Origin of the sequence: Algoriphagus sp. PAP.12 (assembly GCF_026652115.1) — a bacterium.
Taxonomy (GTDB): domain Bacteria; phylum Bacteroidota; class Bacteroidia; order Cytophagales; family Cyclobacteriaceae; genus Algoriphagus.
On the sequence record NZ_JAPPSQ010000001.1, the window covers coordinates 777035 to 802715 of the forward strand.

At 38.1% G+C, this 25681-nt stretch carries 27 protein-coding genes; 13 read left to right on the forward strand and 14 right to left on the reverse strand.

Features of this window, described 5'->3' with window-relative positions; all coding sequences use genetic code 11:
* Positions 1–47: 47 nt before the first annotated feature.
* Entirely contained in the window at positions 48–533 is a 486-nt protein-coding gene (locus O0V13_RS03290) for a cupin domain-containing protein (RefSeq protein ID WP_268033557.1), read from the reverse strand.
* A complete protein-coding gene (gene wecB, locus O0V13_RS03295; RefSeq protein WP_268033558.1) occupies positions 530–1627 on the reverse strand; it encodes a non-hydrolyzing UDP-N-acetylglucosamine 2-epimerase in 1098 nt (365 codons plus the stop codon). The genes O0V13_RS03290 and wecB overlap by 4 nt, the downstream gene beginning before the upstream one ends.
* Positions 1628–1755: 128 nt before the next feature.
* Here wecB and O0V13_RS03300 point away from each other — a divergent pair, with 128 nt between their 5' ends.
* From O0V13_RS03300 to O0V13_RS03310, 3 genes are read left to right on the forward strand one after another with little or no spacing between them, the layout of a single operon-like run.
* On the forward strand, positions 1756–2421 hold the full coding sequence (locus O0V13_RS03300) for a hypothetical protein (protein WP_268033559.1): 666 nt from the start codon (positions 1756–1758) through the stop codon (positions 2419–2421).
* Positions 2418–4124: a capsule assembly Wzi family protein gene (locus O0V13_RS03305; protein WP_326492700.1), complete on the forward strand. Its 1707-nt coding sequence runs from the start codon at positions 2418–2420 to the stop codon at positions 4122–4124. Before O0V13_RS03300 ends, O0V13_RS03305 begins: the two co-directional genes overlap by 4 nt.
* A gap of 16 nt (positions 4125–4140) precedes the next feature.
* A complete protein-coding gene (locus O0V13_RS03310) occupies positions 4141–4653 on the forward strand; it encodes an FKBP-type peptidyl-prolyl cis-trans isomerase (RefSeq protein WP_268033560.1) in 513 nt (170 codons plus the stop codon).
* Between the two features lie 256 nt (positions 4654–4909).
* On the opposite strand, the gene O0V13_RS03315 is transcribed toward O0V13_RS03310, so the two are convergent.
* Both O0V13_RS03315 and rlmH read right to left on the reverse strand, forming a co-directional pair.
* Positions 4910–5746, reverse strand: coding sequence for a hypothetical protein (locus O0V13_RS03315; RefSeq protein WP_268033562.1), 837 nt, complete (start codon positions 5744–5746; stop codon positions 4910–4912).
* 102 nt (positions 5747–5848) lie between these two features.
* Positions 5849–6322 carry a 23S rRNA (pseudouridine(1915)-N(3))-methyltransferase RlmH gene (gene rlmH, locus O0V13_RS03320; protein WP_268033563.1) on the reverse strand — a complete coding sequence of 158 codons (474 nt, stop codon included), beginning with the start codon at positions 6320–6322 and terminating at the stop codon, positions 5849–5851.
* 93 nt (positions 6323–6415) lie between these two features.
* On the opposite strand from rlmH, the gene O0V13_RS03325 reads away from it, so the two are divergent.
* Together O0V13_RS03325 and O0V13_RS03330 are read left to right on the forward strand one after the other, a co-directional pair.
* Positions 6416–9541 carry a S41 family peptidase gene (locus O0V13_RS03325; RefSeq protein ID WP_268033564.1) on the forward strand — a complete coding sequence of 1042 codons (3126 nt, stop codon included), beginning with the start codon at positions 6416–6418 and terminating at the stop codon, positions 9539–9541.
* Positions 9542–9700: 159 nt separating this feature from the next.
* Complete coding sequence (locus O0V13_RS03330) at positions 9701–10201, forward strand: fasciclin domain-containing protein (protein WP_268033565.1); 501 nt, start codon at positions 9701–9703, stop codon at positions 10199–10201.
* A gap of 41 nt (positions 10202–10242) precedes the next feature.
* Here O0V13_RS03330 and O0V13_RS03335 read toward each other — a convergent pair whose 3' ends face one another.
* The gene (locus tag O0V13_RS03335) at positions 10243–10713 is read right to left on the reverse strand and encodes a YcxB family protein (RefSeq protein WP_268033566.1); all 471 of its coding nucleotides are present in this window, start codon (positions 10711–10713) and stop codon (positions 10243–10245) included.
* Between the two features lie 150 nt (positions 10714–10863).
* Here O0V13_RS03335 and O0V13_RS03340 point away from each other — a divergent pair, with 150 nt between their 5' ends.
* Positions 10864–11091 carry a hypothetical protein gene (locus O0V13_RS03340; protein WP_268033567.1) on the forward strand — a complete coding sequence of 76 codons (228 nt, stop codon included), beginning with the start codon at positions 10864–10866 and terminating at the stop codon, positions 11089–11091.
* Here O0V13_RS03340 and O0V13_RS03345 read toward each other — a convergent pair.
* Together O0V13_RS03345 and O0V13_RS03350 are read right to left on the reverse strand one after the other, a co-directional pair.
* On the reverse strand, positions 11088–11498 hold the full coding sequence (locus O0V13_RS03345; RefSeq protein ID WP_268033568.1) for a Fur family transcriptional regulator: 411 nt from the start codon (positions 11496–11498) through the stop codon (positions 11088–11090). The two genes, O0V13_RS03340 and O0V13_RS03345, sit on opposite strands and share 4 nt — an antisense overlap.
* Positions 11499–11589: 91 nt before the next feature.
* Positions 11590–14118 carry a zinc-dependent metalloprotease gene (locus O0V13_RS03350; RefSeq protein WP_268033569.1) on the reverse strand — a complete coding sequence of 843 codons (2529 nt, stop codon included), beginning with the start codon at positions 14116–14118 and terminating at the stop codon, positions 11590–11592.
* A 455-nt stretch (positions 14119–14573) separates the two neighbouring features.
* Here O0V13_RS03350 and O0V13_RS03355 point away from each other — a divergent pair, with 455 nt between their 5' ends.
* Positions 14574–15407, forward strand: a complete 834-nt coding sequence (locus tag O0V13_RS03355) for a mechanosensitive ion channel family protein (RefSeq protein ID WP_268033570.1) — start codon at positions 14574–14576, stop codon at positions 15405–15407.
* A gap of 41 nt (positions 15408–15448) precedes the next feature.
* Here the strand turns inward: O0V13_RS03355 and O0V13_RS03360 are convergent, their stop codons facing one another.
* The 3 genes from O0V13_RS03360 to O0V13_RS03370 are packed head-to-tail and all read right to left on the reverse strand — an operon-like array spanning position 15449 to position 17191.
* Entirely contained in the window at positions 15449–16126 is a 678-nt protein-coding gene (locus O0V13_RS03360; protein WP_268033571.1) for a nitroreductase family protein, read from the reverse strand.
* Between the two features lie 55 nt (positions 16127–16181).
* Positions 16182–17003 (reverse strand): hypothetical protein, encoded by an 822-nt coding sequence (locus O0V13_RS03365; protein WP_268033572.1) that lies wholly within the window; start codon positions 17001–17003, stop codon positions 16182–16184.
* A gap of 23 nt (positions 17004–17026) precedes the next feature.
* Positions 17027–17191: a hypothetical protein gene (locus tag O0V13_RS03370; protein WP_268033573.1), complete on the reverse strand. Its 165-nt coding sequence runs from the start codon at positions 17189–17191 to the stop codon at positions 17027–17029.
* Positions 17192–17475: 284 nt separating this feature from the next.
* Here O0V13_RS03370 and O0V13_RS03375 point away from each other — a divergent pair, with 284 nt between their 5' ends.
* The 4 genes from O0V13_RS03375 to O0V13_RS03390 all read left to right on the forward strand — a co-directional run bounded on the left by O0V13_RS03375 (position 17476) and on the right by O0V13_RS03390 (position 20983).
* Positions 17476–19059 (forward strand): MutS-related protein, encoded by a 1584-nt coding sequence (locus tag O0V13_RS03375; protein ID WP_268033574.1) that lies wholly within the window; start codon positions 17476–17478, stop codon positions 19057–19059.
* Between the two features lie 80 nt (positions 19060–19139).
* On the forward strand, positions 19140–20282 hold the full coding sequence (locus O0V13_RS03380; protein WP_268033575.1) for a 5-(carboxyamino)imidazole ribonucleotide synthase: 1143 nt from the start codon (positions 19140–19142) through the stop codon (positions 20280–20282).
* Positions 20279–20794 carry a 5-(carboxyamino)imidazole ribonucleotide mutase gene (gene purE, locus O0V13_RS03385; protein ID WP_268033576.1) on the forward strand — a complete coding sequence of 172 codons (516 nt, stop codon included), beginning with the start codon at positions 20279–20281 and terminating at the stop codon, positions 20792–20794. Before O0V13_RS03380 ends, purE begins: the two co-directional genes overlap by 4 nt.
* A 33-nt stretch (positions 20795–20827) precedes the next feature.
* Positions 20828–20983, forward strand: coding sequence for a hypothetical protein (locus O0V13_RS03390; RefSeq protein WP_268033577.1), 156 nt, complete (start codon positions 20828–20830; stop codon positions 20981–20983).
* Here the strand turns inward: O0V13_RS03390 and O0V13_RS03395 are convergent.
* Together O0V13_RS03395 and O0V13_RS03400 are read right to left on the reverse strand one after the other, a co-directional pair.
* Positions 20973–21434 (reverse strand): hypothetical protein, encoded by a 462-nt coding sequence (locus O0V13_RS03395; protein ID WP_268033578.1) that lies wholly within the window; start codon positions 21432–21434, stop codon positions 20973–20975. The genes O0V13_RS03390 and O0V13_RS03395 overlap by 11 nt on opposite strands.
* Before the next feature lie 24 nt (positions 21435–21458).
* Positions 21459–21806, reverse strand: a complete 348-nt coding sequence (locus O0V13_RS03400; protein WP_073571682.1) for a DUF3127 domain-containing protein — start codon at positions 21804–21806, stop codon at positions 21459–21461.
* 339 nt (positions 21807–22145) lie between these two features.
* Here O0V13_RS03400 and O0V13_RS03405 point away from each other — a divergent pair, with 339 nt between their 5' ends.
* Both O0V13_RS03405 and O0V13_RS03410 read left to right on the forward strand, forming a co-directional pair.
* Positions 22146–22748 (forward strand): RNA polymerase sigma factor, encoded by a 603-nt coding sequence (locus O0V13_RS03405; RefSeq protein WP_268033579.1) that lies wholly within the window; start codon positions 22146–22148, stop codon positions 22746–22748.
* Positions 22723–22956, forward strand: coding sequence for a hypothetical protein (locus tag O0V13_RS03410; protein WP_268033580.1), 234 nt, complete (start codon positions 22723–22725; stop codon positions 22954–22956). The genes O0V13_RS03405 and O0V13_RS03410 overlap by 26 nt, the downstream gene beginning before the upstream one ends.
* A 30-nt stretch (positions 22957–22986) precedes the next feature.
* Here the strand turns inward: O0V13_RS03410 and O0V13_RS03415 are convergent, their stop codons facing one another.
* Both O0V13_RS03415 and O0V13_RS03420 read right to left on the reverse strand, forming a co-directional pair.
* A complete protein-coding gene (locus tag O0V13_RS03415; RefSeq protein WP_268033581.1) occupies positions 22987–23838 on the reverse strand; it encodes an alpha/beta hydrolase in 852 nt (283 codons plus the stop codon).
* Between the two features lie 26 nt (positions 23839–23864).
* The gene (locus tag O0V13_RS03420; RefSeq protein WP_326492701.1) at positions 23865–25295 is read right to left on the reverse strand and encodes an aldehyde dehydrogenase family protein; all 1431 of its coding nucleotides are present in this window, start codon (positions 25293–25295) and stop codon (positions 23865–23867) included.
* Between the last annotated feature and the right edge of the window lie 386 nt (positions 25296–25681).

Consider the following 25681-nt stretch of genomic DNA (forward strand, 5'->3'; position numbering starts at 1 on the left):
GGATAAGACCTTATCCTCTTTATAATTTAAAGAAAATTGTGTCAGAACTAAGTGAGTTGTTCTATAATTCTTTGAGATGATGGAAAGTTTTTCAGTAGTTCTTCTGAAGTAAAAAGTTTAAAGTCTTCAAAATCAAATCCTGGAGCAACTGCACAGGAGACTAATGCATAGGAGTCCTCTTCATCGACTGTACTTCCAAAAATTGTATGTGCAGGGACAATATGTTGAGGAAAAGTATTTTCATTTCCTATAGCTCCTAATTTGAGAACGCGGTGTTCATTTTTCTCTAACAAATAAATAGATAAAGTACTTCCTTCATGCCAAAACCAATGTTCGTCACTTTTGATCTGGTGAAACTTAGATATGTTCTCTGAGGTTAGTAGAAAATAAATGACAGTGCAGAGATTTCTTTCACCTTCCGGAGTATTCAATTTGTCGACACTCCGGTAGGTTTCTTTGTAAAAACCTCCTTCGGGGTGTGCATTCAATTCTAAAGATTTGACTAGATATTCAATTCTTTCCTCTATTGTCATTTTGAATAAGTGGAGATTAATATATCAATGATTCTTTCTGCGGTTTTTCCGTCCCAAAGGGGAATTCCCTGATATTGCTTCCAGTCATTTTTCATGACCTTTTCGAGGAATGGTTTCAATTTTTCAGGATTAGTGCCTACAAGCTCATTAGTGCCCAGATTGAGCGTTTCTGGTCTCTCTGTATTATCTCTAAGTGTGATACAAGGGACATTCATTACTGATGCTTCTTCGGTGATTCCTCCTGAATCCGTGATGACACCTTTAGCATTTTTCACCAAATAATTGAACTCTAAATAGCCAAGTGGTTCACACATTAATAAGTTGTCTGCTGCAATACCTATTGCCTGAAGATTTTTAGCTGTCCTTGGATGAACAGGGAAAATAATTGGTAAGCCTTGAGTGCCCTGAAGAATTGCATCGATCATGGCCTTAAGTTTTTGTTCCTGATCCACATTTGCAGGGCGATGCATCGTCATGACAAAATAGTTTTTAGGCTCAAGCCTCTCAAAAATTTCTCCTTCCGGCTTTTGAAATCGAGGCATTTGAGTCATCAAGGTGTCAATCATGGTATTCCCAACAAAATGTATCTGTGTTTCCGAAAACCCACTTTTTCTTAAATTCTCATTGGCAATTTCCGATGTGGTAAAAAAATGATCTGTAATGGAATCAGTAACCATCCTGTTGATTTCCTCCGGCATAGTTAAATCCCCCGATCGAATCCCCCCTTCAACATGGGCTACATCGATACAAAGCTTTTTTGCTGTGATGGAGCAAGCTAAAGTACTTGTCACATCTCCCACGACCAACACCAAATCTGTTGGGTTTTCTATCAATTCTTTTTCAAAAGATACCATGATGGAGGCAGTCTGCTCAGCTTGAGTTCCACCACCACCTCCTAGATTGGCATGTGGCTCAGGGATGTTCAATTGTTCAAAAAAGTCTCCGGACATTTTTTTATCATAATGTTGTCCTGTATGAACCAGTCTAAATTTGATGGAAGGGTTGTCTGCTTGACGCTTTTGTAGTTGATGGATAATCGGGGCAATTTTCATGAAATTAGGTCTCGCACCAGCGACAATTGTAAAAGTAGGCATAGTTCTTTCTAGAATTTGCTTCAAAAATAAGGAAACAAGTTGAGGAGAAAGAGATTTTACGAAGAAATGCTGTCAGCTAATTGGTTCCTTTTTTGTTTCTTTGTACGTACTCAAAACTAATCGACTACATGAATCAAAGTACCTGGAAACAGGGAGGCATATTTATTTGGTTAATAGTATCAATTTTTGGAATCAGCGCCTGTACCGATACTTTAGAATCCTCCGAGATAGTTTATGACAACGATTTTTCTGATTTGAATTTAGCTGGATTTGAAAACGGAAAACTTTTTGTTTTTCAAAATGATACCGTGGCGGGTTATTATCATAATGATGAAGTTTCTCTCAAATTGGAGAATCTGCCCTCACATAATATGTTGAAGATCACAACAGAGATATTGATCCATGATTCTTGGGATGGTAATCCGGATGATGGTCAATCTGGACCTGATTATTGGTTTTTTGGAGTGGATAATGCAGAAGTATTTAGAACTACATTTTCCAATTCTCCCTGTGAGTCTACTTATTGCTTAATGCAGTCTTACCCAAATTCTTATTTCAGACAGAATAATCCTAAGTCAGGAGCTGTCCAGACAAACCTACCTGGATTATGTATTTTTGGTGCATTCGCAAACTATACTACTCGATATAGTATTTCAAAAATTATTGAAAACAGAAGTTCTAACGTGAAGATTTATTGGAATTCTGAGTTGAGACAAGAAGGTCTTCCTGATCCTGTTTGTGATGAGTCTTGGTCATTGGCTAGAGTTACAGTTGAAGTTTTGAATGTGAAATGATGATGAAAAAATATATTTCTCCTATTCAGCTTTTTTTCTTCCTGTTAATTCTTGGGTTTTCAAGTATTTCATATTCTCAGACTGTTCCTGTCGGGATGCCTGTCCTAGATCAATACCTACGAAGAGCCCAGCTTTTGGGTAAAGTGGATTCATTATCTAGTTGGATGGTTAGGCCGGTCTATCCTACAGAGGCGTTTGGAATAGAGGATGGCTTTGATGTCGATGGAACTATGGTGGATTTTGACCTAAGCGATGTACATGCTAGGTTCGGTAAAGATGGAAAAGGGAAATTTTTGATGCTACCCGCAATACTAAAAACCCAATACAATTCCACTTATGCTTTCGGTGCAAATGACGGTGCTTTTATCCCAAATAGAGGATTTCAAAACATATTGAGTTTTGGAGGATATGTAGAGATGGGGAATTTTTCTCTTCAATTTCAACCGGAAGTACTTCTAGCTCAGAATAAAGATTACGATGGTTTCCCTATTGAGCATCAAGCGACGATTTTGTATTACTATGAATACATGAACCGGATCGATATGCCGGAGAGATTCGGAAATAGTGCTTACAATAAAATTTATTTGGGCCAATCTTCATTTCGATATAATTACAAAGAATATTCAATTGGAATATCGACAGAAAACTTATGGTGGGGCCCAGCCCGAAGAAATTCTTTGATTTTAGGAAATAATGCACCTGGATTCCTACATTTTACCTTGAATACCAGAAAGCCTGTTCAATCTAAAATTGGATCTTTTGAGGGGCAATTGATTTCTGGGTTTTTGAAATCTACTGATTTTCTTCCTCCACATGCGGACTATTCCATTCAGGAAAACCCGGTTTATATTCCAAAAAGAGAGAATGGAAATAGGTATTTGGGAGGTTTGGTATTAACCTACCAGCCGAAATGGGTACCTGGACTGTTCTTGGGATATTCTTCTGTGAATCATTTGTATCGTGAGGATATCACAGATTTCGCAGATGTATTACCAATCTTCAATGGTAGAAAAGGATCTGAAAATGTTGAGGATCCAATCCGAGATAAAAGACAGCAATTTAGTTCAGGATATTTCAGATGGTTAAGTCAGGAAGGTAACTTCGAATTCTATGGAGAATTCGGGACTCGAGGAAATAGCCAGAGATTGGGTGATTTTATGATCACTCCTGAAAAAGGGAGAGCTTTCACTTTCGGATTCTCTCATTTGATGGCTCTAAAGAAACCAGGTAGATATTTCCAGGTTAGTTCGGAAATGACCCAGACTGGCCAGCCTGTTCGAGAAGAGATTCGTCAACTTCGGACTTGGTACATTCATGATTATGTAAGACATGGCTATACTCATAATGGTCAAGTACTTGGAGTAGGGAACGGCCCAGCAAGCAATCAAATTTTTGTTGAGTTTGCCTGGGTGGAAAAGATGAACAGAATTGGTTTACAGATCGAACGAATCGTCTATAATAATGATTTCTACTATTATCGATATGAGGCTTCCAAAGATTGGAGAAACAAATATGTTGATATAGTGCCTTCCGTAGTTGCTGATTATAGGTTTGGTAACCTATTGGTGAGTGGAAGATTCCAATATGTAAGTACTTTGAACTATAAATGGTATCTGGAAAACAACCCAGATCAATACTTTGTGCCGGGCTATGATAGAAAGAATTTTGTAGCCAATATTGGCCTTGCCTATATTTTCCAATAGGAATGAAATTATAAAAATGAAAGCAGAAAAAGACAAGGTAATAGCAATTAGCTATCAACTAAAAGTAGATGACGGAGAGTCAGGTCAGGAATTGTTTGAGCAGGTTAGCGAAGAGCAAGCTTTTCACTTCCTTTTTGGGCATCAGAATATCCTTCCAATGTTGGAAGAAGCTATCAAGGGTAAAGAGGTAGGAGAGGAATTCTCCGTATTTATTGACTTTGAAAATGGCTATGGGGATTACGATGAAAATAAAAAGGCTGTCATCCCGAAGTCTAATTTCAAAGAAGATGGAAAGAAGAACAAAGCGATTCTAAAAGTTGGAAATGTAATCCCCATGCAAGATGACAAAGGAAACCAGATGCGTGGAGAAATTACCAAAGTAGATTACAAAGGTGTTCATATGGATTTCAATCCTCCTTTGGCAGGATATGATCTTTATTTCGAAGGAAAAATAGTCAGTATCAGAGAGGCTGAAAAAGAGGAAATTGAGCATGGACATGTTCATGGCCCAGGAGGCCACCATCATTAATAAAAAAAGAAAATGCCCTATTGAAAAATAGGGCATTTGTCGTATTGAGCAGAAATGCTGGCAAGACTAGATTTGATCTATGATCTCAGCCAATTTTATTCCTACTCAAGCAATCAAAAAGTGGTGGCCAAAACTGGCCTTGATCGCATTCATCCTTGCATTTATGATTTGAATGGATACTTTTTAGAAAGATTTGGATGGTTAGGGGTGACCATTCCAAATTCTGGATCGGTCTCTTCTTTCAAGAGACCATTTTTTATTTCTTTAAATCAACTCCCAAGTTTTTATAAGCCTGATCAATTGCTAAATCTTTCAACCCTTCAATTCTATCTGAATCATATAGGTTGTGAGCTTTTTCCAATTGGGAAGCGGCGACTCTATAGGCTTGCTCGTTGAAATGCATAATAGCATCATTGTAGTATTGAAGTCCAGCTAATTGAGATAAGGAGACCTTTCTGAAGATAGTCTTTTCACTGTCCAAAATGTCTGGGGAACCAATCCTTTGATTCAGATTAAGGTAATTTCCTTTTTCTTCTGGTAAATATGCCTGAATATACTTTTCAACCTCACTTGGACTTGTAATCATACCACCTACTCTTAATGTACTCTCTAAAAGAATTGGTTTTTCTTCATGATTTACAACCAAGAAAACATGGTAATCGGTTTCGATAATTTCGTACTCAAAGCCATAGCGGTCGAGTAGCATTCCCAAAGTCGCAGTTCCACTCACACAATCAAACCTGCCATCATTTAGCATCTGATTGAAAGTGGCATGCTTCTCATAGGATTTGAATAGGTTTTGATGACTCTTTTCGAAGATTGTTCTAATAAAGTTTTCTGACTGTCCTTTCTTCTCGAATTTTTTGTCCAAAATGTTTACTAACTCATCCCATTTCTTCGAGTCCTGAGATTCACTTGCATGAACTGCTCTAAAAAGCGATAAATGATCTTGAGAAACAGTATGATACTCCCAATAGGCCTGCTCTGTTGGTGAATCAAATTTTAATTCATCCAGATTAACAGGCATAGTTTGACCTGAGGCTAATAGCCCTAGAATCATAAATACGCCTACCAATGTGAATGTTTTGAACATGAACTTGTAAACTCAATGTTATCGAATATAGCATAAAGTTAACAATTTGGTAACATTGGAAAAAATATTCCTGAAAACTTAACATTGGAAATGTCTTCTAAGTCATTGGTGGTGATAGGGTTCTCCCCTTAAAATGGTGAATGCGCGGTAGATTTGTTCTATGAAAAAAGGACGTATCATTTGATGAGAAAAGGTCATTTTGGATAAAGAGACCTTTCCATTGGCGCTGGAATACACCTGATCCGAGAAACCATAAGGCCCGCCGATTACAAAAATCAATTGTTTCAAACCCGAGTTCATTTTCTTCTGGATGTACTGGGAGAAATCAAGCGAGGTATAGCTTTTTCCTTGCTCATCCAAAAGGACCAATTCATCCGAAGGAACCAATTTTTTTAAAATCAATTCACCTTCTTTCTCCTTTTGCAAAGCCTCTGAGAGTGATTTGGTATTTTTCAAATCAGGAATGATTTCCAGCTCAAACTTGATATAGAAATTCAATCTCTTGGAATATTCCTCGATCAGATCAATAATAGCCTTATTATCAGTTTTACCGATAGCAATGAGTTTGATAGTCATCTTCAAAATTAACAATTCCCCACTAGTTTCATTTGGCTTTCTAATTTGATCGAATAGCAGTATTTTCCTTTTTGCTATTCGAATAACCAATCCATGATGAAAAAACTAACCTTACTATTTTCTTCTCTTTTGGCAGTTTCTACTGCTTTTGGACAAGGAAATTCGCCGTATTTTACTTTTGATCCCACATTGACTCCAGATGGGGAGACCATCATCTTCAGTTACGAAGGGGATCTTTGGAAAGTCCCTACTTTAGGAGGCCAAGCAGTGCGAATGACAGGGATGGAAGGGGATGAAACCGACCCAGCCGTATCTCCTGATGGAAAATGGTTGGCATTTACGGCTCAGCAGTTTGGCAATAAAGATGTTTTCATCATGCCACTGGAAGGGGGAGAAATCCAGCAATTAACTTTTCATGAAGCTACTGATGAGGTAGAATCATGGAGCTGGGACAGCAAGACGATCTTTTTCAATTCAGATCGGTACAATCGCTATTCGGCTTATTCTGTAGATCTATCTGGGGCTACACCCAAAAGACTTTTCCCTCATTATTTCAATACCATTCACAATGTCGCAGTAAGTCCGACGACGGGTGAGATTTACTTCAATGAGTCGTGGGAAAGCAAGAATTTTGCTCATCGAAAGCGCTACAAAGGCGACTACAATCCCGATATTAAGTCCTATAATCCCAAAACTAAGGCCTATCAGGAATACACAGATTATGAAGGGAAAGATTTTGGAGTGACTATTGACGAAAGTGGGAATGTTTACTTTATGTCGGATGAGGCCAATGGAGAATATAACTTATACACCTTCAAGAATGGTGAGAAAACCCAGTTGACCAAGTTCCCAACTTCCATCAAATGGCCTAAGGTGAGCGCTAATGGTGAGAAGATTGTTTTCCAGAAAGATTATCAAATCCATGTTTATGATGTAGCCTCAGGTAAGACTACACAGCCTGCTTTTACACTTTTTCAAAATCAAACTCTAGGCAAAGATATTTCAAGACAGGTTGGAGGAAATGTGAGCAATTTTGATGTGTCACCGGATGGTAAAAAGATGGCGTTTGTATCGCGAGGAGTCCTTTTTGTCTCAGATATTGAGGGGAAATTTATCAAACGTATACCTACCAATCCTAAGGAGGCTGTAGCTGAGGTGAAATGGTTGGATGATAACAAAACACTGATCTATTCAAGAACTGTCAAAGGCTATCATAATTGGTTTACGATCTCTGCACAGAATCCAAGTGAAGAAAAGCAATTGACAAAAGATGTGGATCGAAACAGAAATCTGAATTTGAACAAGGACAGAACTCTTGGTGTCTATATCAGTGGTAGAAATGAGATCAGGGAAATTGATCTGAAGACTTTTGAAAGCAAAACATTGGTGGAAGATGAAATGTGGGGACTTTATACTCCTGACCCCTATTTCTCACCAGATGATCAATACATCGTTTTCTCACCTATCAGAAATTTTGAAAGAGAGGTGGTGATCTACCATAGACCGACCAGGAAAACGATAAATCTAACCCAGACTTTGGTGACAGAAACCAGCCCAGTTTGGTCACCAGATGGGAAATACATCTATTTCGTCACTGACCGAACTCAGCCAAGTTATCCTTATGGAACGACAGATTCTCATGTTTATCGAATGAAACTTGAGAAGTTCGGAGATTTGTTCAAGTCTGATCAAGTAGCCAAGCTTTTTGAAGAAAAGAAAGAAGAGGATAAGGACAAAAAAGAGGAGAAAGTTGAAGTAAAGATCACGCCTGGTGATTTCATGGACAGACTGGAAAGAATCGGTCCTGGATTTGGTCAACAAAGCTCTCCTTATGTGTATCAAAAGAATGGAAAGACGACTGTTTTCTACATTTCCAATCATGATGAGGGTACTCCTAAAATGTGGAAAACCACTTTGGAAGATTTTGAAAATCCTAAAACAGAAAAAGTGGGCGATCAGAGAATGGGAGGTTATTCCATCGTGGAGGCGAAGGATAAATTATACCTTTTGGCCAGCGGAAAAGTGAATAATTTTGATCCAAACAGTGGGAAAACTGAAGAGATCAAACTCTCAGAAACTTTCTCGAAAAATCTTAGAGATGAATTTGAACAGATGTACTATGAGGCTTGGGCCGGAATGGAACAAAACTTTTACGATGGAGATTTCCATGGGGAAAACTGGCAGGAGCTAAGAGATCGATATGCTAAATTTTTGCCTTTTGTGAGAAGCAGAGAAAACCTGACCACCATTTTTAATGAGATGTTGGGAGAGTTGAATACATCTCATTTTGGCTTCAGTTCCTATGGCGATGAAAATGATATTTACCTAGGTTCCAGATCCATGGAAACGGGAATTGTCTTCAAAAATGATTCGCCATATATCGTGGATAGAATAGTCAAAGATGGGCCTTTGGATTTAGATCCAGTTCCTGTGAAGTCTGGGGATGAATTGATTGCTGTGAATGGCCAAAAAGTAGATCCATCAAAAAACCGGAATACCTATTTCATAGGCTCATCCATGGCTGATGAGATTGATTTGACTTTCAAAAGAGGAGGGGAAGAAGTAAAAGTGAAGGTGCACCCTACTTCCTATTTCTCGATGAAAAATGAGTTGTATGATGAGTGGATGGATGCAAATGAAGCTTATGTTGATCAGAAAACAGGGGAGCGGATCTCTTATGTCCATATGAAAAATATGGGTGGTGGAGAGCTGGAGCACTTCTTAGAGTACATGGTTTCCAACAAAGGAAATAGAGAAGGGTTAATTCTGGATTTGCGATACAATACCGGTGGAAATGTCCATGATAGAGTACTTCAGTTTTTAAGTCAGAGAAGTTATTTACAATGGAAATACCGCGATGGGGAGTTGACCAATCAACCGAATTTTGCTCCATCTGATAAGCCAATTGTCCTTTTGGTAAATGAGCAATCTCTTTCTGATGCGGAGATGACAGCACAAGGATTTAAGCAACTTGGGTTAGGAACTATCATCGGAACGGAGACATACAGATGGATTATTTTCACCTCTGGTCAAGGATTGGTAGATGGCTCTTTCTACAGACTTCCGTCTTGGGGATGTTATACCTTGGATGGTAGAAATTTAGAAAAGGATGGGGTGACGCCTGATATTAGAGTGGAGGAGAATTTTGTGGACCGATTAGAGGGCCATCAAAATCAATTAGACAAAGCGATTGAGGTGATTATGGAGAAGTTGAAGTAATTGGAAAAAAATATCTTCTGCAGGTCAGAGACATATTTTGGTAATTGAACCATCTTTTCAAACAGTTGAGAGTTTTTTGGTGAATCCTATTGTTAGGATGAAAAACATTTGGTGTAAGTGTTTGTTTTTCAATTACTAACCAATAAATCTTTAACTATTATGAAAAAGACTTTGAGTGTATTTATCATGGCTATGTTTATTGTAGCCAGTTCTTTTACTCCAAAAACTGAAACTGTTCATGAAGTAGATGCCGATATTGTTGATTTGGCAGTTGGTACCGAATTCCTATCAACCCTAGTAGCTGCAGTTAAGGCTGGAGATCTTGTGGATGTTTTGAAAGGTGATGGTCCTTTTACAGTTTTTGCACCTACCAATGAAGCTTTCGCAGCTCTGCCAGCTGGTACTTTGGAGGACCTCTTAAAACCAGAAAATAAAGAAAAGCTGGTTTCAATTTTGACTTACCATGTAGTGCCAGGGAAAATCATGTCCTCAGATTTAAAAAATGGACAAACAGTAAAAACTGTTCAGGGGGGTGAAATTTCCGTTATGCTAAAAGATGGGAAAGCAATGATCAATAATGCTACGGTGACAGCTGCAGATATTGAGGCTGATAATGGGGTAGTTCACGTAATTGATAAAGTGATACTCCCTACGATGTAGAAAAAAAGGCTGTCAATATCATCATTTTGACAGCCTTTTATTTAAATCAATTCTTTTCTTTTCAAGATGGTTTCTAAGAATTTTTTCTCATTCTCAGAGTTGAAGATTTTATATGGCAAGTGAATGAATTGTGCTTTGGACATGTAAAGTATAAAGGCATCTTTATTCATTTCTGCTTTTTTGATCATGTTCCATTGTACAGGCATACCTTGTTTGGTATTGATTTTCATTAGGATTTGGCGGGAATCAATCTCGTAGGCCATTTTATCAAAGATAACCTTGTTTTGCTCCATTTGAGTTACTCCAGTGAATTGGATAGCCCAGAACAATACATACAGACCATAAGCTATCAGGGCACCTATGATCCACCAAATAGAAGGGATCCAGAAGTATCCACAGCAAATTGCCAATGCGATAAGGATAACCCACCACTGCTCTTTCAAGACACTGGTTAATCCCATTTTGATATAAGTACTAGTTGGAAGTTGGTATTTTTTGGTTTTTATAATCATCACTTTTCAATTTCAGATCGCAAATATCCAAGTATCCGAGGGATAAAACAAGCCAAACAAAATGATAGACGTCGGAGAATTGTGAAAACAATTCTACTAAGACATTGATTTAAAAGGTCTATTGATTTATCTTAAGTAAAATTTTTACCTATGAGTAGTCTGATGATCAATCTTTTCCTAGCAGGTTTTGCCTACATCATTCTGATATATTTTGTAGCTGCAATGACCAAAAACTCCTTGAAAAAAGGGAGAGGAAGCAATGATGATGGTGATGGAGGAGTTGAAAATTTGAGTCCTCCCAAAATTGATTTACCGCCAGGTGTGATTTGGCCGAGTGATTCCCCAAGGAAAAGAAAACCAGAACCAGTGGATTTTTAATTACACTTATCGCAGGTTCCCTGAACCAATAAGCTCATTTCTCTTTTTTTGAAGCCTTGAGGAAGTTTGATCTCAGGCAAGCTTATTTTCTCCAAACAGGTAGTTTCGCCACATTTTTCACATTTGAAATGTACATGTTCATGATCGTGATCATGTAAATCTTCATGAGAGCAAAGTGCATATTTGGTAGCTCCACTATCATCCAAAACTTTGTGGATGATATCTTTTTCCAAAAAAGTATTTAGCGTTCTATAAATCGTCACTCGGTCGAATTGATTGTCGAGTTTATCCTCCAAGTCACTATGAGCCAAGGCAACTTGTCTATCAAGAAATTCTCTTACAATCTCTAGCCTGCAGTCTGTAATTCGCAGTTTGTGGGTTTTTAATATGGACAGTGGTGTGTTCATCTCTCTTAATCAATACCGCAAATTAAGGTAATTGGTTCATTACAAAAAAAGGGCGCCAATCTGACGCCCCTTTTTTAGAGTATTTTTGAAATTATGGTTCTAGAATTTTTTCGATTCTATCAGCCAAATCTTCTAAGTGAAGTTTTGAAACTCGGTCTGCTGTTCTTGGGATAGCAGCTCTAATTTGTCTTTGCAGTGTTTTCAATTCACCTCTTGCCATCGGACGGATATCAGATTGAGATGCATTGATCTGAGGGCCATAAAATCTTCTAAACTGAGCTGGAATATCTGGCCCATCTGAGGTCATCAGGTATTCCAACCTTTCGATATGAGCTCTTTGTAGAGCCCTACGATGAACATCGATTGTTTTACCAGATGGCAGCTCTGTCCAGATACCTTTTCTCAAATCATCAAAAAGCTCGGTGATTTTATAAGCTTCATTTCCATTCAAAGCTTCGTTTTCAATCACACGGCCTAAGCGACCCCACTCAAGCACATTGTTCAAAGTACCCACCTGAAGTCCTCTGATTCTTTCCAAAGCACCGAAGTCACCAGTTCTAGCAATGATTTCCTCTTCCATCATCCACTCAGGAGTTTGGAACAAATGCTCATTCAAGAATGCTACTGCGGATTTCTGTAGTTCTTTCGGATTATGAGTATAAACTGGCTCATCTTGGCCAATGGCTTTGTAAACTTCCATTACTCCACCTACGTGAGTCTTCACGTGACCCATATATCTGTTAAACTGAGTCAAAACCTGTCCGTACATTTCTTCCAAATCACTAAAATCCTTATATGGTTTGTCCATTTCGGAAGTCCATTCCATCAGGTTTGGCATGATACGCTTCAAGTTTTTGATGCCATATTCGGAAGCTAGCATGGAATTGTCACCCAAATCTTCACTTTGAGCAGTAGGATCATAGGAATTCCCTTGTCTACCATATCTGTAAACTGGGTCACCTTTTTTGTCCAAAATCCATTGGTTTAAAGTTGGCTGCTCATCTTCTGGAGAAGCTGCATCCAAGATTGGCTTATAGCCCCAAGCAACAGCATATTTATCATAAGGACCTACATTCGGCATCAAGCTAACTCCTTCATCCTCAGGCTGAGCGATGTAGTTGAATCGAGCATAATCCATAATGGATGGTGCGGTTCCCATCTCTTTTGTAAATGCTGCATCTCTCAATTTTTCAACTGGGTATGCGTGAGAAGAAGCAAAGTTGTGAGGAAGACCTAAAGTATGTCCCACTTCGTGAGAGGAAACGAATCTAACCAATCTACCCATCACTTCATCATCAAACTTCATCGAACGTGCATCAGGATTGATTGCCGCAGTTTGGATAAAGAACCAGTTTCTCAATAGGTTCATTACGTTGTGATACCATCCGATATCAGACTCGATGATCTCACCAGATCTAGGATCGGAGACGTGTGGTCCGTATGCATTTTGAATATCAGATGCGAAATATCTGATTACAGAGTATCGAGCATCTTCGGGGCTCCAATCTGGATCTTCTTCTGGAGTAGGAGCTTCTTTTGCAATAATTGCGTTTTTGAACCCGGCTTCTTCAAAAGCTGCTTGCCAATCTTCCACACCAGCAATTAGGTGAGGCACCCATTGCTTTGGAGTCGCTGGATCAATGTAATAAACAATAGGCTTCTTAGGTTCTACCAATTCTCCTCTTTTGAATTTCTCAATATCCTCATCCTTCACTTCCAATCTCCATCTGTCAAGGAATCTTCTGGAAGCTGCCTTTTGCTGATCAGAGCCATAATCCACATAAGATCTGCTAAACCAACCTACTCTCTGATCAGCCAGTCGCTGCATCATTGGAGTCTCAGGAAGCAAAACCATGGAAGAATTCATTTCCAATGTGATTGATCCGGTAGAACTGTTCGATGGTGGATTTTGAGCAATATACGTCATGATATACCTTGCCTCAATATTGATTGGGAAGGTCTTGATGCTGGAAATATAGGATCTATCACCATCCAGTCTCTGGACTCTATATTGGGTTCTTCTCCCTTGAGGAAGGCCTAATGCTGGAACATCTTTTGCAAAAAGATCCGTTGCTTCGATGACAGTGCCTGTAGAGTCAGTTCCTCTTGATTTTACTTCAAATCTTTGAAGTAATGGCTCCAGGTTGGAATTTTGAACTGCTTTAGCGATAGGTAATGAGTCTGCAGCATAGTTGTCTACAGAAACGACTTTAAGCAAGATAGCGTCGTTTTCTTTTTCCCATCTAAGCATCAAGGTGTTGGTACGCTCACCACCGTAACCGATTCCATCTGCAGTTCTTGCGATGGTAGTCACCATCAACATGTCTCTGCCAAATAATGAATCAGGAATTTCGTAAAAGTATTTGTCGTCAATTTGATGAACTTTGAAAAGACCGTCTTTAGACTTGGCTTCTTTTGTAATTACATCCTTATAAGGTTTCGGACCTTTGTTATTTCCCCCATTTTGAGGCTTTGGAGGAGTCGCTGGAGCTTCTGTGGCATTTTTGGAGTTTTTCTTCTTTTTCTTTTGAGCAAAACTGTCATGGGAATAGAAGATAATCCCAAGAACACCTAAAAGCATTGTAAATCTCTTTAGGAATTTGGGTAATCTGTGTTTCATATAGGTATGATGTTATTTGAAGATAAAATAACTTTCAAAAAACGGCATTTGTAGTAATTGAGAGTTTATTTTTGATAGACGGTTGAGTATAAGCGATGAAGGGAATGTGTAATCTAAAATCCGATGAACTATGAAATATTTCTTTTTGAAAAAACTCTAAAAAATGGTCAAAATCGGACGTTTTTTATTTTTGGACTTACATTATTTAATAATTTTGAAATCTATTTAAAAGAGAAGAACAATATCTAATTCTATTTAGTTATCATTTATAATTATCCGAAAAACAATTTTGGGTTTCTCTGAAAATTTTATCTAATCTTCCTTTTTTTATTTCATCAATTTTATTGATTTGAATACATCAATAAATAAAAAAGTAGTGGAGGTTTTTTAAGGCCATACATGAGAGAAAAATTTTCAAGAAATCAATTTCTAAAACTTAACCATCACAATTTATTATGGAAATTTCACCAGAAATGACAGATACCCTTATTCAGAAAGCTATTGAATTAGCTTATGAAGTGGTTCCTAGGATTATCTATGCACTGGTCTTTTATTTTGTAGGAAAATTCATTGTCAAAAGAGTTCTCAAGAGCTTCAATAAAATATTGGCAAAAAGGGATTCCAATCCTTCTCTAAATATTTTCTTATCTGGATTGGCAAAAGTCTTATTGATTGCATGCCTCTTTTTAGGTGTATTGGCGATTCTGGGAATTCCTGTATCGTCCTTTATGGCGATTTTGGGTGCAGCAGGTTTGGCCATTGGTCTTGCTCTTCAAGGTTCCCTTTCAAACTTTGCAGGAGGAGTCCTGATTTTGCTTTTCAAACCATTCAAAGTGAATGATGTGGTTACAGCACAAGGGCATACTGGGACTGTAAAAAGAATTGATATTCTTTATACACACATAAACACATTTGATAACAAGGAAATAATTATTCCAAATGGAAACTTAGCCAATTCTGATGTTGTCAATATGAGTACCCAACCAACCAGAAGAGCTGACCTAACTGTAGGTGTTGCTTATGGTACCAATATCAAAAAGGCGAGAGAAATCATCTTGGGTATTTTTGAAAAAGACGAGCGAGTACACAAAGACCCTCAGCCGGTTGTATTCTTAAACAATTTTGGGGATAGCTCATTGGATTTGGTAATCCGGGCCTGGACAAATGCAGAAACTTTGTGGCCTGTTTATTTTGATACCATGGAAGCTATCAATACTGAATTTGAAAATAATAATATTGAAATTCCATTCCCTCAACGAGTGGTACATCAAGTGAAAGAAGAAGCATAAAGAAAGAAAGGCGGTCAAATTTGATCGCCTTTTCTGTTTTTTTAATATTCCTTCATGATTTCCGAAAGATCTTTCCGTTTGATTTTGGGTACGTAAGTTTCATCTTTTGGGTAACCTACTGGCAACAGAAGAAAAGGCTTCTCGTTTTCTGGCCTGTTGAGGATTTTGGAAAGAAAATTCATAGGGCTTGGAGTGTGAGTGACGGTGACTAAACCAGCATTGTGAATCGCTGAAATCAAAAAGCCACATGCAATTCCAACTGATTCGTTGACATAATAATGCTGAGTTTTCTCCCCATTTTCCAAACCATAAGATTGCTTAAAAACCACTATCAAATATGGAGCGATCTCCAAGAATGGTTTTTCCCAATCAGTTCCAAGAGGCTTTAAGTCTTCTTTCCAAGTGTCGGACATTCGACTTCGGTAGCTGATTTTTTCTTCCATTTCAGCCCCGATACGAATTTGCTTTTTGATAATAGGATCGGAGATTAGGCAAAAAGTCCAGGGTTGTTTGTTTGCTCCAGAAGGGGCTGAACCAGCTGTTCGGATGATGTTCTCCATCACTTCTTGAGGAATAGGTCGAGAATCAAAATCTCTAACAGTTCTTCTTTTACTCATAAACTCAAATAACTTCTCAGATCTTGAGATGCTTTGGGTTTCTGAATAATATTCTCTTGAATAGGGGATGTGAGCAAACCCCTTGATTATCTTGTCATTCATATCAAAAAAAACGGCTATCTCGGAAAGATAGCCGTTTGATTTATTTTAGTGAAAATTAATCCACCGTAATTTCTTTTACACCTCCAGGATAGGTTACAGTAAGGACCTTGTCACAAGCTCCCGTTCCATAATCAACAGAAGCTGAGATTCCGTCAATCATGAAATTAATGACTCCTGTGCTCGGTAAAAATACCCCGGAGTCAACACAATCTTGTTTGATTCCCAATTCTGTATTGGTAACGGCAGTGTAGGTAGCTCCTGATCGACTGACTCCACTTGCGGTGCCTGTAATTGTAATTTCATACCCTTGATCATCTAATTTTAGTGTTCTTACTTGATCAGAAGAATAAGAAACAGACGTTCCATCAGGCCAGGTTACTTTTCCACCGTCAACTTTTACCGCCAAAGTGATTTCACTATTAATTAAGTCTATACCTGTGTTTGTAAGTGTTCTTGTACCTTCCACTTTTAAACCATTGACTTCATATCCATCCAAGATTGTAGTAACTTTTGAACTTGGAATTAGGAAGTTTCCAGAGTATTCAAGGATTACTTTCCCTTTTCTGACCACACCTGTCGAACTTGTACAACCAGTTCCAAAATCAATTTCAATTCTCTGGGACTCCGAATCAAAATCAATATTCACACCTTCACAGATTGAATTTGTAAAACTTGACTTTACACGAGAGACCATTCCGCTCGATTGTAAAACCTGAATGGTATAATTATCCATATCCTCAAAAACAGCATTAACGGCAATGTCATCATTGACCACCGTAAAATCCGGCTCTTTGTTGGTGGGCTCATCATCTGAGCCGCAAGATGAAAGTCCAAATGCAATTAGACTTAGCATAGCAATAATTGAATACTTTTTCATAAAGGAGTTTGGTTAAAAATGAATTATTGATCGGTATTGGGTTTTTTGGGTTTACTGGTGCTTGCACATCCCAAATTCCGAGTGAAAGGAATCTCTTCAGGAAAAAGTCCCATCCCTTGGATAGGTGTTTCCTCAGTTTCTTTTGGAAGAATAATGCTTTTCGATTTTTTTGATTTCTTAGATTTCATGTCTCCCATTTATCTAAAATTAACAATAATGGCATCCTAAAGCAATCGGAGAAGCTTTTCTTTTACTTCCATTATTCCCATTCTCTCTATATTTGAGGATGAAGGATTTTGATTTTAATAACGATAGGTTATTCGATAAAATTGCTAAGATCAAAAGTGGTACCATTAGTCTTGGGCTTTTAAGATTACTCTCGTTTTTTGCTTTAGGAGGTTTTTTGATTCTTTTTTTGTCCGATTCCGCATGGTGGTTAATTCCTTCTTTTATTGCGGGCTCACTCTTTATTATGCTGATCAAAAGATTCAATCATCTCAAAGACCAGGAAAAAATTTATCATTCCATTATTAAAATTGATGAAAATGAGTTCTTGAGAAAAAATCGGGACCTTATTACTTTGGATGCAGGTGAGGAATATTTGGACAAACTCCATCCATTTTCCAACGATTTGGATTTATTTGGAGCTCATTCACTTTTTCAATTGATCAATCATACCTCCAGCGAATCGGCAAAAAGTAAGCTCGCTTCGAAACTAAAATCCAACTTTCAATTTGAAAATGCAGGTGCTAGAAGAGCTGCAGTCGATGAATTGGCTAGTAAAGGGGAGTTTTTGAGAGCTTTTGAGGCTGTTGGATTGTCCTTTTTTGATAAAAATATTCCTCAAAACCAATGGGAGAAATGGTTGGAAAAAGAGGAGAAAGGCCAGACGTGGATGCTCGGGGCTGGAATTGTTGGAATGCTTGGTGGGGCTTCGGTTTTCTTTCTTGCTTATGCTGGGCTGATTCCATTTGGGTATTTGGGACTTTGGGTTTTGATAGGAATAGGTTTGTTGTCTTTTGTTTTTCAACCTCTGAAGGAGGCTGGTGAAAAAGTCCCGTCAAAGCAGACTCTTAAAGCTTTCAGGAATTGGTTGGTTTTATTGGAAAAGGAAGACTTCAATTCCAATGAACTACTGGAGTCTATTCAAAAGTTGAAAGACCAGGATTTAAAAGCATCTGAAAAGCTCAAAGGGCTGGACAGGCTCGGGTATTGGATTGAAAATAGAGTCAATATTCTATACATCCCCGTGAATTTGATTCTATGGACAGATTTGATCCTGTACTATAGATTGACCCGATGGAAAAAGAAATTCGGAAATAGTGTGTCCCATATTCCAGATGTGCTGTCAGATTGGGAGGCTTGGACATCTTTGGGAGCTTTTCAAAAGGAGGTAGGAATGAAAGGAAAAGTGGAATTATCTGAAGAGCTTTGCTTGGAAGTCAAAAACCTCAACCATCCTCTTTTGAAACCCGAAAAGGCTGTTTCCAATAGTTTCTCAATAGACAAGGATTCAAAGCTTACCCTTTTGACTGGTGCAAATATGTCTGGGAAGACTACTTTTCTCAGGACTCTGGGTACCAATCTAGTTTTGATCAATTTAGGTTTGAGACCTTTTGGTGATTCAGTCAAGTTTGGGCAGTTCCAATTGTTTACAAGTATGCGAAATTCAGACAATTTGGGAGAAAGTGTCAGTTCTTTCTATGCTGAATTGAGCCGAATCAAATCTTTGATTGATCGATTGGACAATGGAGAAAGAATTTTATTCCTACTGGATGAAATCCTCAAAGGGACCAATACCGAAGATAGAGTCTCGGGGAGTGAGGCATTGATTCGCCAATTGTCAGATTCTCCGTCTTTGGGGATTATCAGTACCCACGATATTGAATTGTCCCAATTGGAGGAAAAAATTCCTTATGTGAGAAATTACAGTTTCCACTCCGAGATTCATGAGAAAACTATCGATTTTGATTATAAAATCAAGTCAGGTCCTTGCCCCAATTTCAATGCTCATAAATTGATGGAATTGATGGGAATACGATTTCAAACCACTTAATCGTAAGATTTCTTGTCTCAAGAATTGGACTTATCCACATTCTGAAGGATAATCTTCCAGATTGTCTTATTTTTGCGGCGATGAAAACTGCTCAGTCTACCATTTTGGGAGTGCTTGGAGGAGGACAACTCGGCCGAATGCTCATCCAATCCGCAATTAATTACAATCAAGATATCCACATCTTGGACCCTGATCCCAATGCTCCCTGCAAGGATTTGGCTCAAAAGTTCACTGTGGGATCACTGAAGGATTTTGACACAGTTTATGCTTTTGGTCAAAATTGTGATGTGATTACCGTTGAGATAGAAAGTGTCAATACTGATGCTTTAGCAAAATTGGAATCCGAGGGAAAGCAGGTTTATCCACAGCCTCATATCCTAAAGTTGATCCAAGATAAACGAGAGCAAAAGCAATTTTATCAACAACATGATATCCCAACAGCAGAGTTTATCTTGACTGATACAAAAGAAGCCGTTATAGCAAATCAAGGTTTTCTTCCTGCGGTAAATAAATTGGGAAAAGAAGGCTATGATGGTCGTGGGGTTCAGATTCTTCGTGGTGCCGATGATTTGGAAAAGGCTTTTGAAGCTCCAAGTTTATTGGAGAAACTGATAGATTTTGATAAAGAAATTGCAGTAACTGTCGCTAGAAATCAAGCAGGTGAGTTGATTGCTTATCCAGCTGTAGAATGTGCTTTTCACCCAACGGCCAATTTGGTAGAATTCCTTTTTGCGCCAGCTGAAATTACTCCTGAAGTGGAGGCAAAAGCTCAAGAAATCGCCAAAGATGTGATCCTGAAATTAGATATGGTCGGGATTTTAGCAGTAGAAATGTTTGTAACCAAAGATGGAGAGGTTTTGGTCAATGAAATTGCTCCTCGTCCTCACAATAGCGGTCACCATACGATCGAAGCAAATTTCACTTCTCAATTTGAACAACACCTAAGATCTGTGATGAATTGGCCATTGGGTAATCCTGATCTTCGTTGTCCCGCTGCAATGATCAATCTGCTTGGAGAAGATGGTTATACTGGAGAAGCATATGTGGAAGGAAAAGAAGAGGCCATGCAGGAAAAAGGAGTATATATTCACCTTTATGGTAAAAAGTTGACGAAGCCTTTTAGAAAAATGGGGCACGTGACTCTTTTGGATGAGAACGTGGATCAGCTGAAGGAAAGAGCAAACAGAATCAAGGATCTAATTAAAATCAAATCATATTCATGAATCCACAGGTAGGAATTATCATGGGAAGTCAATCAGATCTTCCTGTAATGGCAGAAGCAGCTGAGATTTTAGAGGAATTGGGAGTCAGTTTCGAAGTGACCATCGTGTCAGCTCACCGAACTCCAGATAGAATGGTTGATTATGCAAGATCAGCTAGAGAACGAGGATTGAAAGTGATCATCGCCGGAGCAGGAGGTGCAGCTCATTTGCCAGGGATGGTAGCTTCTATGACCAGTCTTCCAGTGGTGGGTGTTCCTGTCAAAAGTTCTAACTCAATCGATGGCTGGGATAGTATTTTGTCCATTTTGCAAATGCCCGGAGGAATTCCAGTTGCAACGGTTGCCTTGAATGGAGCAAAAAATGCCGGAATTCTGGCTGCATCTATGGTAGGAGCGTATGATGAGAAAGTCGGCAAGAATTTGGATGTTTATAAATCTTCTTTGAAAGAAAAAGTGGAAAAAACCGCTGAAGACTTGGAGAAGAAAGGATGGAAAGAGATTTTGAAAAAATAAAAAAGGGCTGTCAAAAATGACAGCCTTTCTCATATGAATTGGAAACGAATTATCCGTTTTAAGATTGGAGACGTTCCTTGGGAGATTCCATTGAATGTGTTGATTTTACTCCTTGCTATTACTTTGCTTTTGATGGCAGGAGGAGCTTACATGGGTGTGCAATTTGCCCAAAGTCAAACTAATCCGTAAAGATTCCCCAGCCGTCATCGTATTTTTCATTGGGATCGAATCCTTTGACCCAGTTCAAGAATAACTTTCGAAATTCTTCGATAGCCTCTCTGAGGAGTTGAAGGTGTTCCTCAGCATGAGTTTCCTCCATAGCGAGTTGATAGGTCATAGAATTGAGACTTTTTGCATGAACCTTCATCAATACAGCATTTTCCATTTTGGACACATAGTCTGGAATTGCTTCAGCTCCAGCAAATTTAGAACTCATGATTGTGGCATCTTCCATCATAATCCCTCCATAGAGCTCCCTTCGAGCTTCATCCAAACTTCCCACCAAGGCTTTTGTCAGTCCGACAATTTCTTTGGCTTTTTTCATCAAGGGATGTTTATAAATTCGCTCTTGCTCTTTTCTATAATCAAACTCATCGTCCTCTTCAAAATCGGACTCGTCGTCTTCAAAATCGTCCCACATAGTATTAAAAAATAGGTTTTGTTTTTAGAAAGGTAATTTGTCCTCTTCGCTATCAGAATAGAAAGTGTCGACTTCTGGCATATTAGTAGAAGGTGCTGGGCTTCCACCACTTTTCTCAACTCTAAAAGCTTTCACCTCAGTATACCATCTACCATTATATTCGCGGCTTTCTACGTCGATACTTAGATTCACCTGATCTCCAATAGCCATTGGCATTTGGTCAATTTTATCTCCCCAAATAGCCACACATACTTTTTTAGGATATTGACCAGGAGTTTCGACAATGTATTCTTGCTTTCTCCAGTTATTTCCGCTTTTAGAATTTCCACTTACCTCAGCAAGTTTTTGGATTACTTTTCCAGACAGTTCCATTTTTACTTTTTTAAATTTTCTCGAACAACGAAGGTAAGAAATGTGCTTTGAAAGTCCTGATTTGACTTGTCTAAAACTATTTTATCTTCTTCTCAATTTTAACATTTTTTGGCATTATGATTGGATAGAATAGCTTCCCATTAGTTTTATGAGAAATTTAATTTAGGATTAATATTCATTTTCAAAATTTAATTTTGTGTAAATGTTAAAGTTTAAAAACCTAAGCTAATTCTTTGTGCCAATTGGGACAAAAACATATTTTTAAAATTGTTTCAAAATCTTTCACTCTAAAAAAATACTATGGCCTAGACTTTTACGTTGATCATAAACCAGCTTAAAATGAGTAAACGAATAGGTCCAAGAGACAGCGAGTTGATAGCTCAGTATAGGAATGGCAGTGAAGCTGCTTTCGATCTTTTAGTAGATCGCTATAAGAACAAAGTATTTACCACAATCTTCCTGATCGTGAAGGATCAGGATTTGGCGGAGGACCTTTTACAAGATGTCTTTGTAAAAGTGGTCAAAACCCTTAGTTCGGATAGGTATAACGAAGAGGGGAAATTTCAGCCTTGGATTATGAGAATTGCTCATAATCTGGCAATTGACCATTTTAGAAAGGCAAAGAGGTATCCGACAATTATGATGGAAGACGGTTCCAGCCTATTTAATTCTTTGAGATTTGCTGATGAAAATGCAGAGGATAAACAGGTTAGAGAAGAGGATATTGATTTGGTTAAAAGATTGATCGAGGAATTGCCAGATGCTCAAAAAGAAGTGCTGATCATGAGGCACTATATGGAAATGAGCTTTCAGGAGATTGCCGATCAGACTGGAGTCAGTATCAATACTGCCTTGGGTAGAATGCGATATGCGCTGATTCACCTGAGGAAAAAGATGAAACAATTAAATTTTGCCTATGATAAAACTATTTACCCCAAATGACCTGGTACGATATATCTATCAGGAAATGCCGGAGGTAGAACAAGAGCTCTTAATGCAGGCCTTGCACAATGATGAAAACCTGATGCAAGAATACATGGAATTGCTGAGCGCGATAGAGCAACTGGATCAAATCCAGCTTCAACCTTCGGAAAAAGTAGTAAAAGCGATCAAAGCGAAAGCTAAATCTACGGGACTACAAAAAGTCTGACCTATGGTAACCCCGCATCTGCGGGGTTTTTTATTGATTTTCTAGAATGAATTCAGCAGCGGCTGTTAATACTGATGGATATGTCTCCGGTAAGAACCCATGACCTTCTCCCGGGATTTTCTGGTATTCATAAATGACGCCGTTTTCTTGAAGTGTATTTGCTAGCAGCTCAGATTGAGAAATAGGAACTACCATGTCCTGATCACCATGAAAGAATATGGATGGTACTGAATTGGGACTGATATAATTTACAGGACTTGACTCTTTATAAAGAATAGGATTGCTTTCAGGAGTGCCTTCTAATAAGGCAGATAACAAAAGTGCGGCTGTATTGTCTGATTCAAATAATTCAGATAATTCTGTGGGAGGAAATAATACAGCAACTGATTGTATATCTCCGATCTCTTGATGCTTATAGGCATGCAAAAGAGCCAAATGTCCTCCGGCACTTGCTCCAACTAAAATCAAACCTCCTTCAACATCCCAATCTGCTTTCATCCTTTCAATAAATTCGATAGCATCAATGACATCATTTTCTTGAGTGGGAAATGGGTTTTCAGATGTTGAAATATCAAAAAGGCTATAATTGATTGATGCAAAGGCATATCCAGGAAGAAGGGTATTCATACTAGATTTGAATGGGAGAAATTCCTCTTTACTTCCTTGAATCCAACCACCTCCATGTATATATAGTATAAGAGGTGTATCTGAAAGGTTTCTTCCTTCAGGTAAAAAGACATCAATTTGTTGCTCTGAGCCAGAGCCATATGTGAGATTAGTCATTTCCAATGCTGCTAAAGGAGCCTCCGGTTGGGGATCATCATTTTTATCACAGGAAAATATGATGATCAAAAAGAGTATCGGTAAAAGTTTTCTGGTCATTTCTAAAAATTTTTGATTTCTTTAAGTTAAAACCATTTGATTAAAGATTTGATAATCTGACGCGTTTTAACTCCATACGGAGGCCTGAGTAGTGTTGCATTATTTAACCCCACTCTTTGGTGAAGCACTCCCTTTTCATTGCTAAAAGCCAAAAAGCCAAAATAGCCATGAGATTTTCCTATCCCGCTATGATTGATCCCTCCAAAAGGTAAGTTCGGATGAAGAAAATGTAGGACACAATCATTTACTACAGCATTTCCGGAACTGGTTTCCTCTAGTACTTGATTTACTTCGTTTTTATTTTGAGAAAATACATATAGAGCTAATGGTTTTGGCTTCTGATTGATATAATAAATAGCTTTATTCAGATCAGAATAAACAATAATGGGAAAGATTGGACCAAATATTTCTTCTTGAGAAATATTCATTTTTTCAGAAATCCCACTGATTAAGGTAGGTTCTACATATCTATGGTGCGGGTTGCATTCTCCTCCAAATTCCAATTTGGCCCCTTTAGAAATTGCATCTTTTAATAGACCTTCAAGCCTTTCAAAGTGACGATCATTTACTATTCTTGCTAGATCAGGACTTTCTATGATGCCTTTATAATTAGGATCGTACATTTCTCTTATGGCAATAATGAGTTCATCCCGAAACCTTTCAAAGATGGATTCATGTACGAGAGCATAGTCTGGTGCAACACAAGTTTGTCCGCTATTGAGTAGTTTGCCATAAACCAATTTTTTTGCGGAATCGGGGATATCTGCATTTTCGGAAACTATTGCCGGCGATTTCCCCCCTAATTCAAGTGTTACAGAACTAAGATTTTTCGCTGCATTCCCCATTACTATTTTACCAACTTGTGGGCTTCCTGTAAAAAAAATATGATCAAATGGGAGTTTTAGTAAATCTTGGGATGTATCCACTCCTCCTAGAATGGCTGCTACTTCATGATTTGGAAATATCTCTGATAACATCCTTTCTATTAAAAAAGATGTGTGAGGTGTAAGTTCTGATGGCTTTAAAATCACGGTGCATCCAGCTGCCAATGCAGAAACTAGCGGACCAATGGCTAAATTAAAAGGGTAATTCCAAGGAGAAATGATGAGTGTCCTTCCCTTAGGTTCAAATTGAACCTTGGATTTAGTTCCAAGCATTGACAAAGGTGTTCCAACTGGCCCGGGTTTCATCCATGATTTCAAGTTTTTGATGGTGTGGTTTATTTCCGAGGTAACGGGGAAAATTTCACTGAGATCGGTTTCTACCTCTGGCTTTCGAAAGTCATTCCATAGAGCTTCTCGAATATCATTTTGATTTTTTTGTATCCAAGATCGGATTTTTTTAAGGCGATCAACTCTTTCTTCAACATTTGATTTTCTCCAATTAATCGAGGTCCGCAATTGGGAATTGAATAGAGCTAGGTATGGATTATCACAAGTAGTATCAAGTTCCATCATAATTGTAAAAGGTAATGAATTGAAGTTAACAATTCGATTCTATGATTAGACTGGCTTTTTCTAATCATTTTTTTTGATAAAAATCAATAGCCGGAATTTATGCCTTAGAATTAGCTTGTTAGGCAAGTTTTGTTTAATAAATACTTGATAATAGTTAAACAAACTATATTTTTATAGCTTGGTAAAGTCATTTCATACCAAAAAAATTGCATTACGTATTATTTTTTTGCCCAAATGCTTTGATATGAAAAACATAAAAGTGTATTTTTATAGCATAAAAATGTTTACGATCTAATATTTTTTTTACATCGTCAATCTGAATTTGAATATATCTTGTTATGAAAAGTCAAATGATAAATTTTCTAAAGGCCAAAGAGATCTTGCGA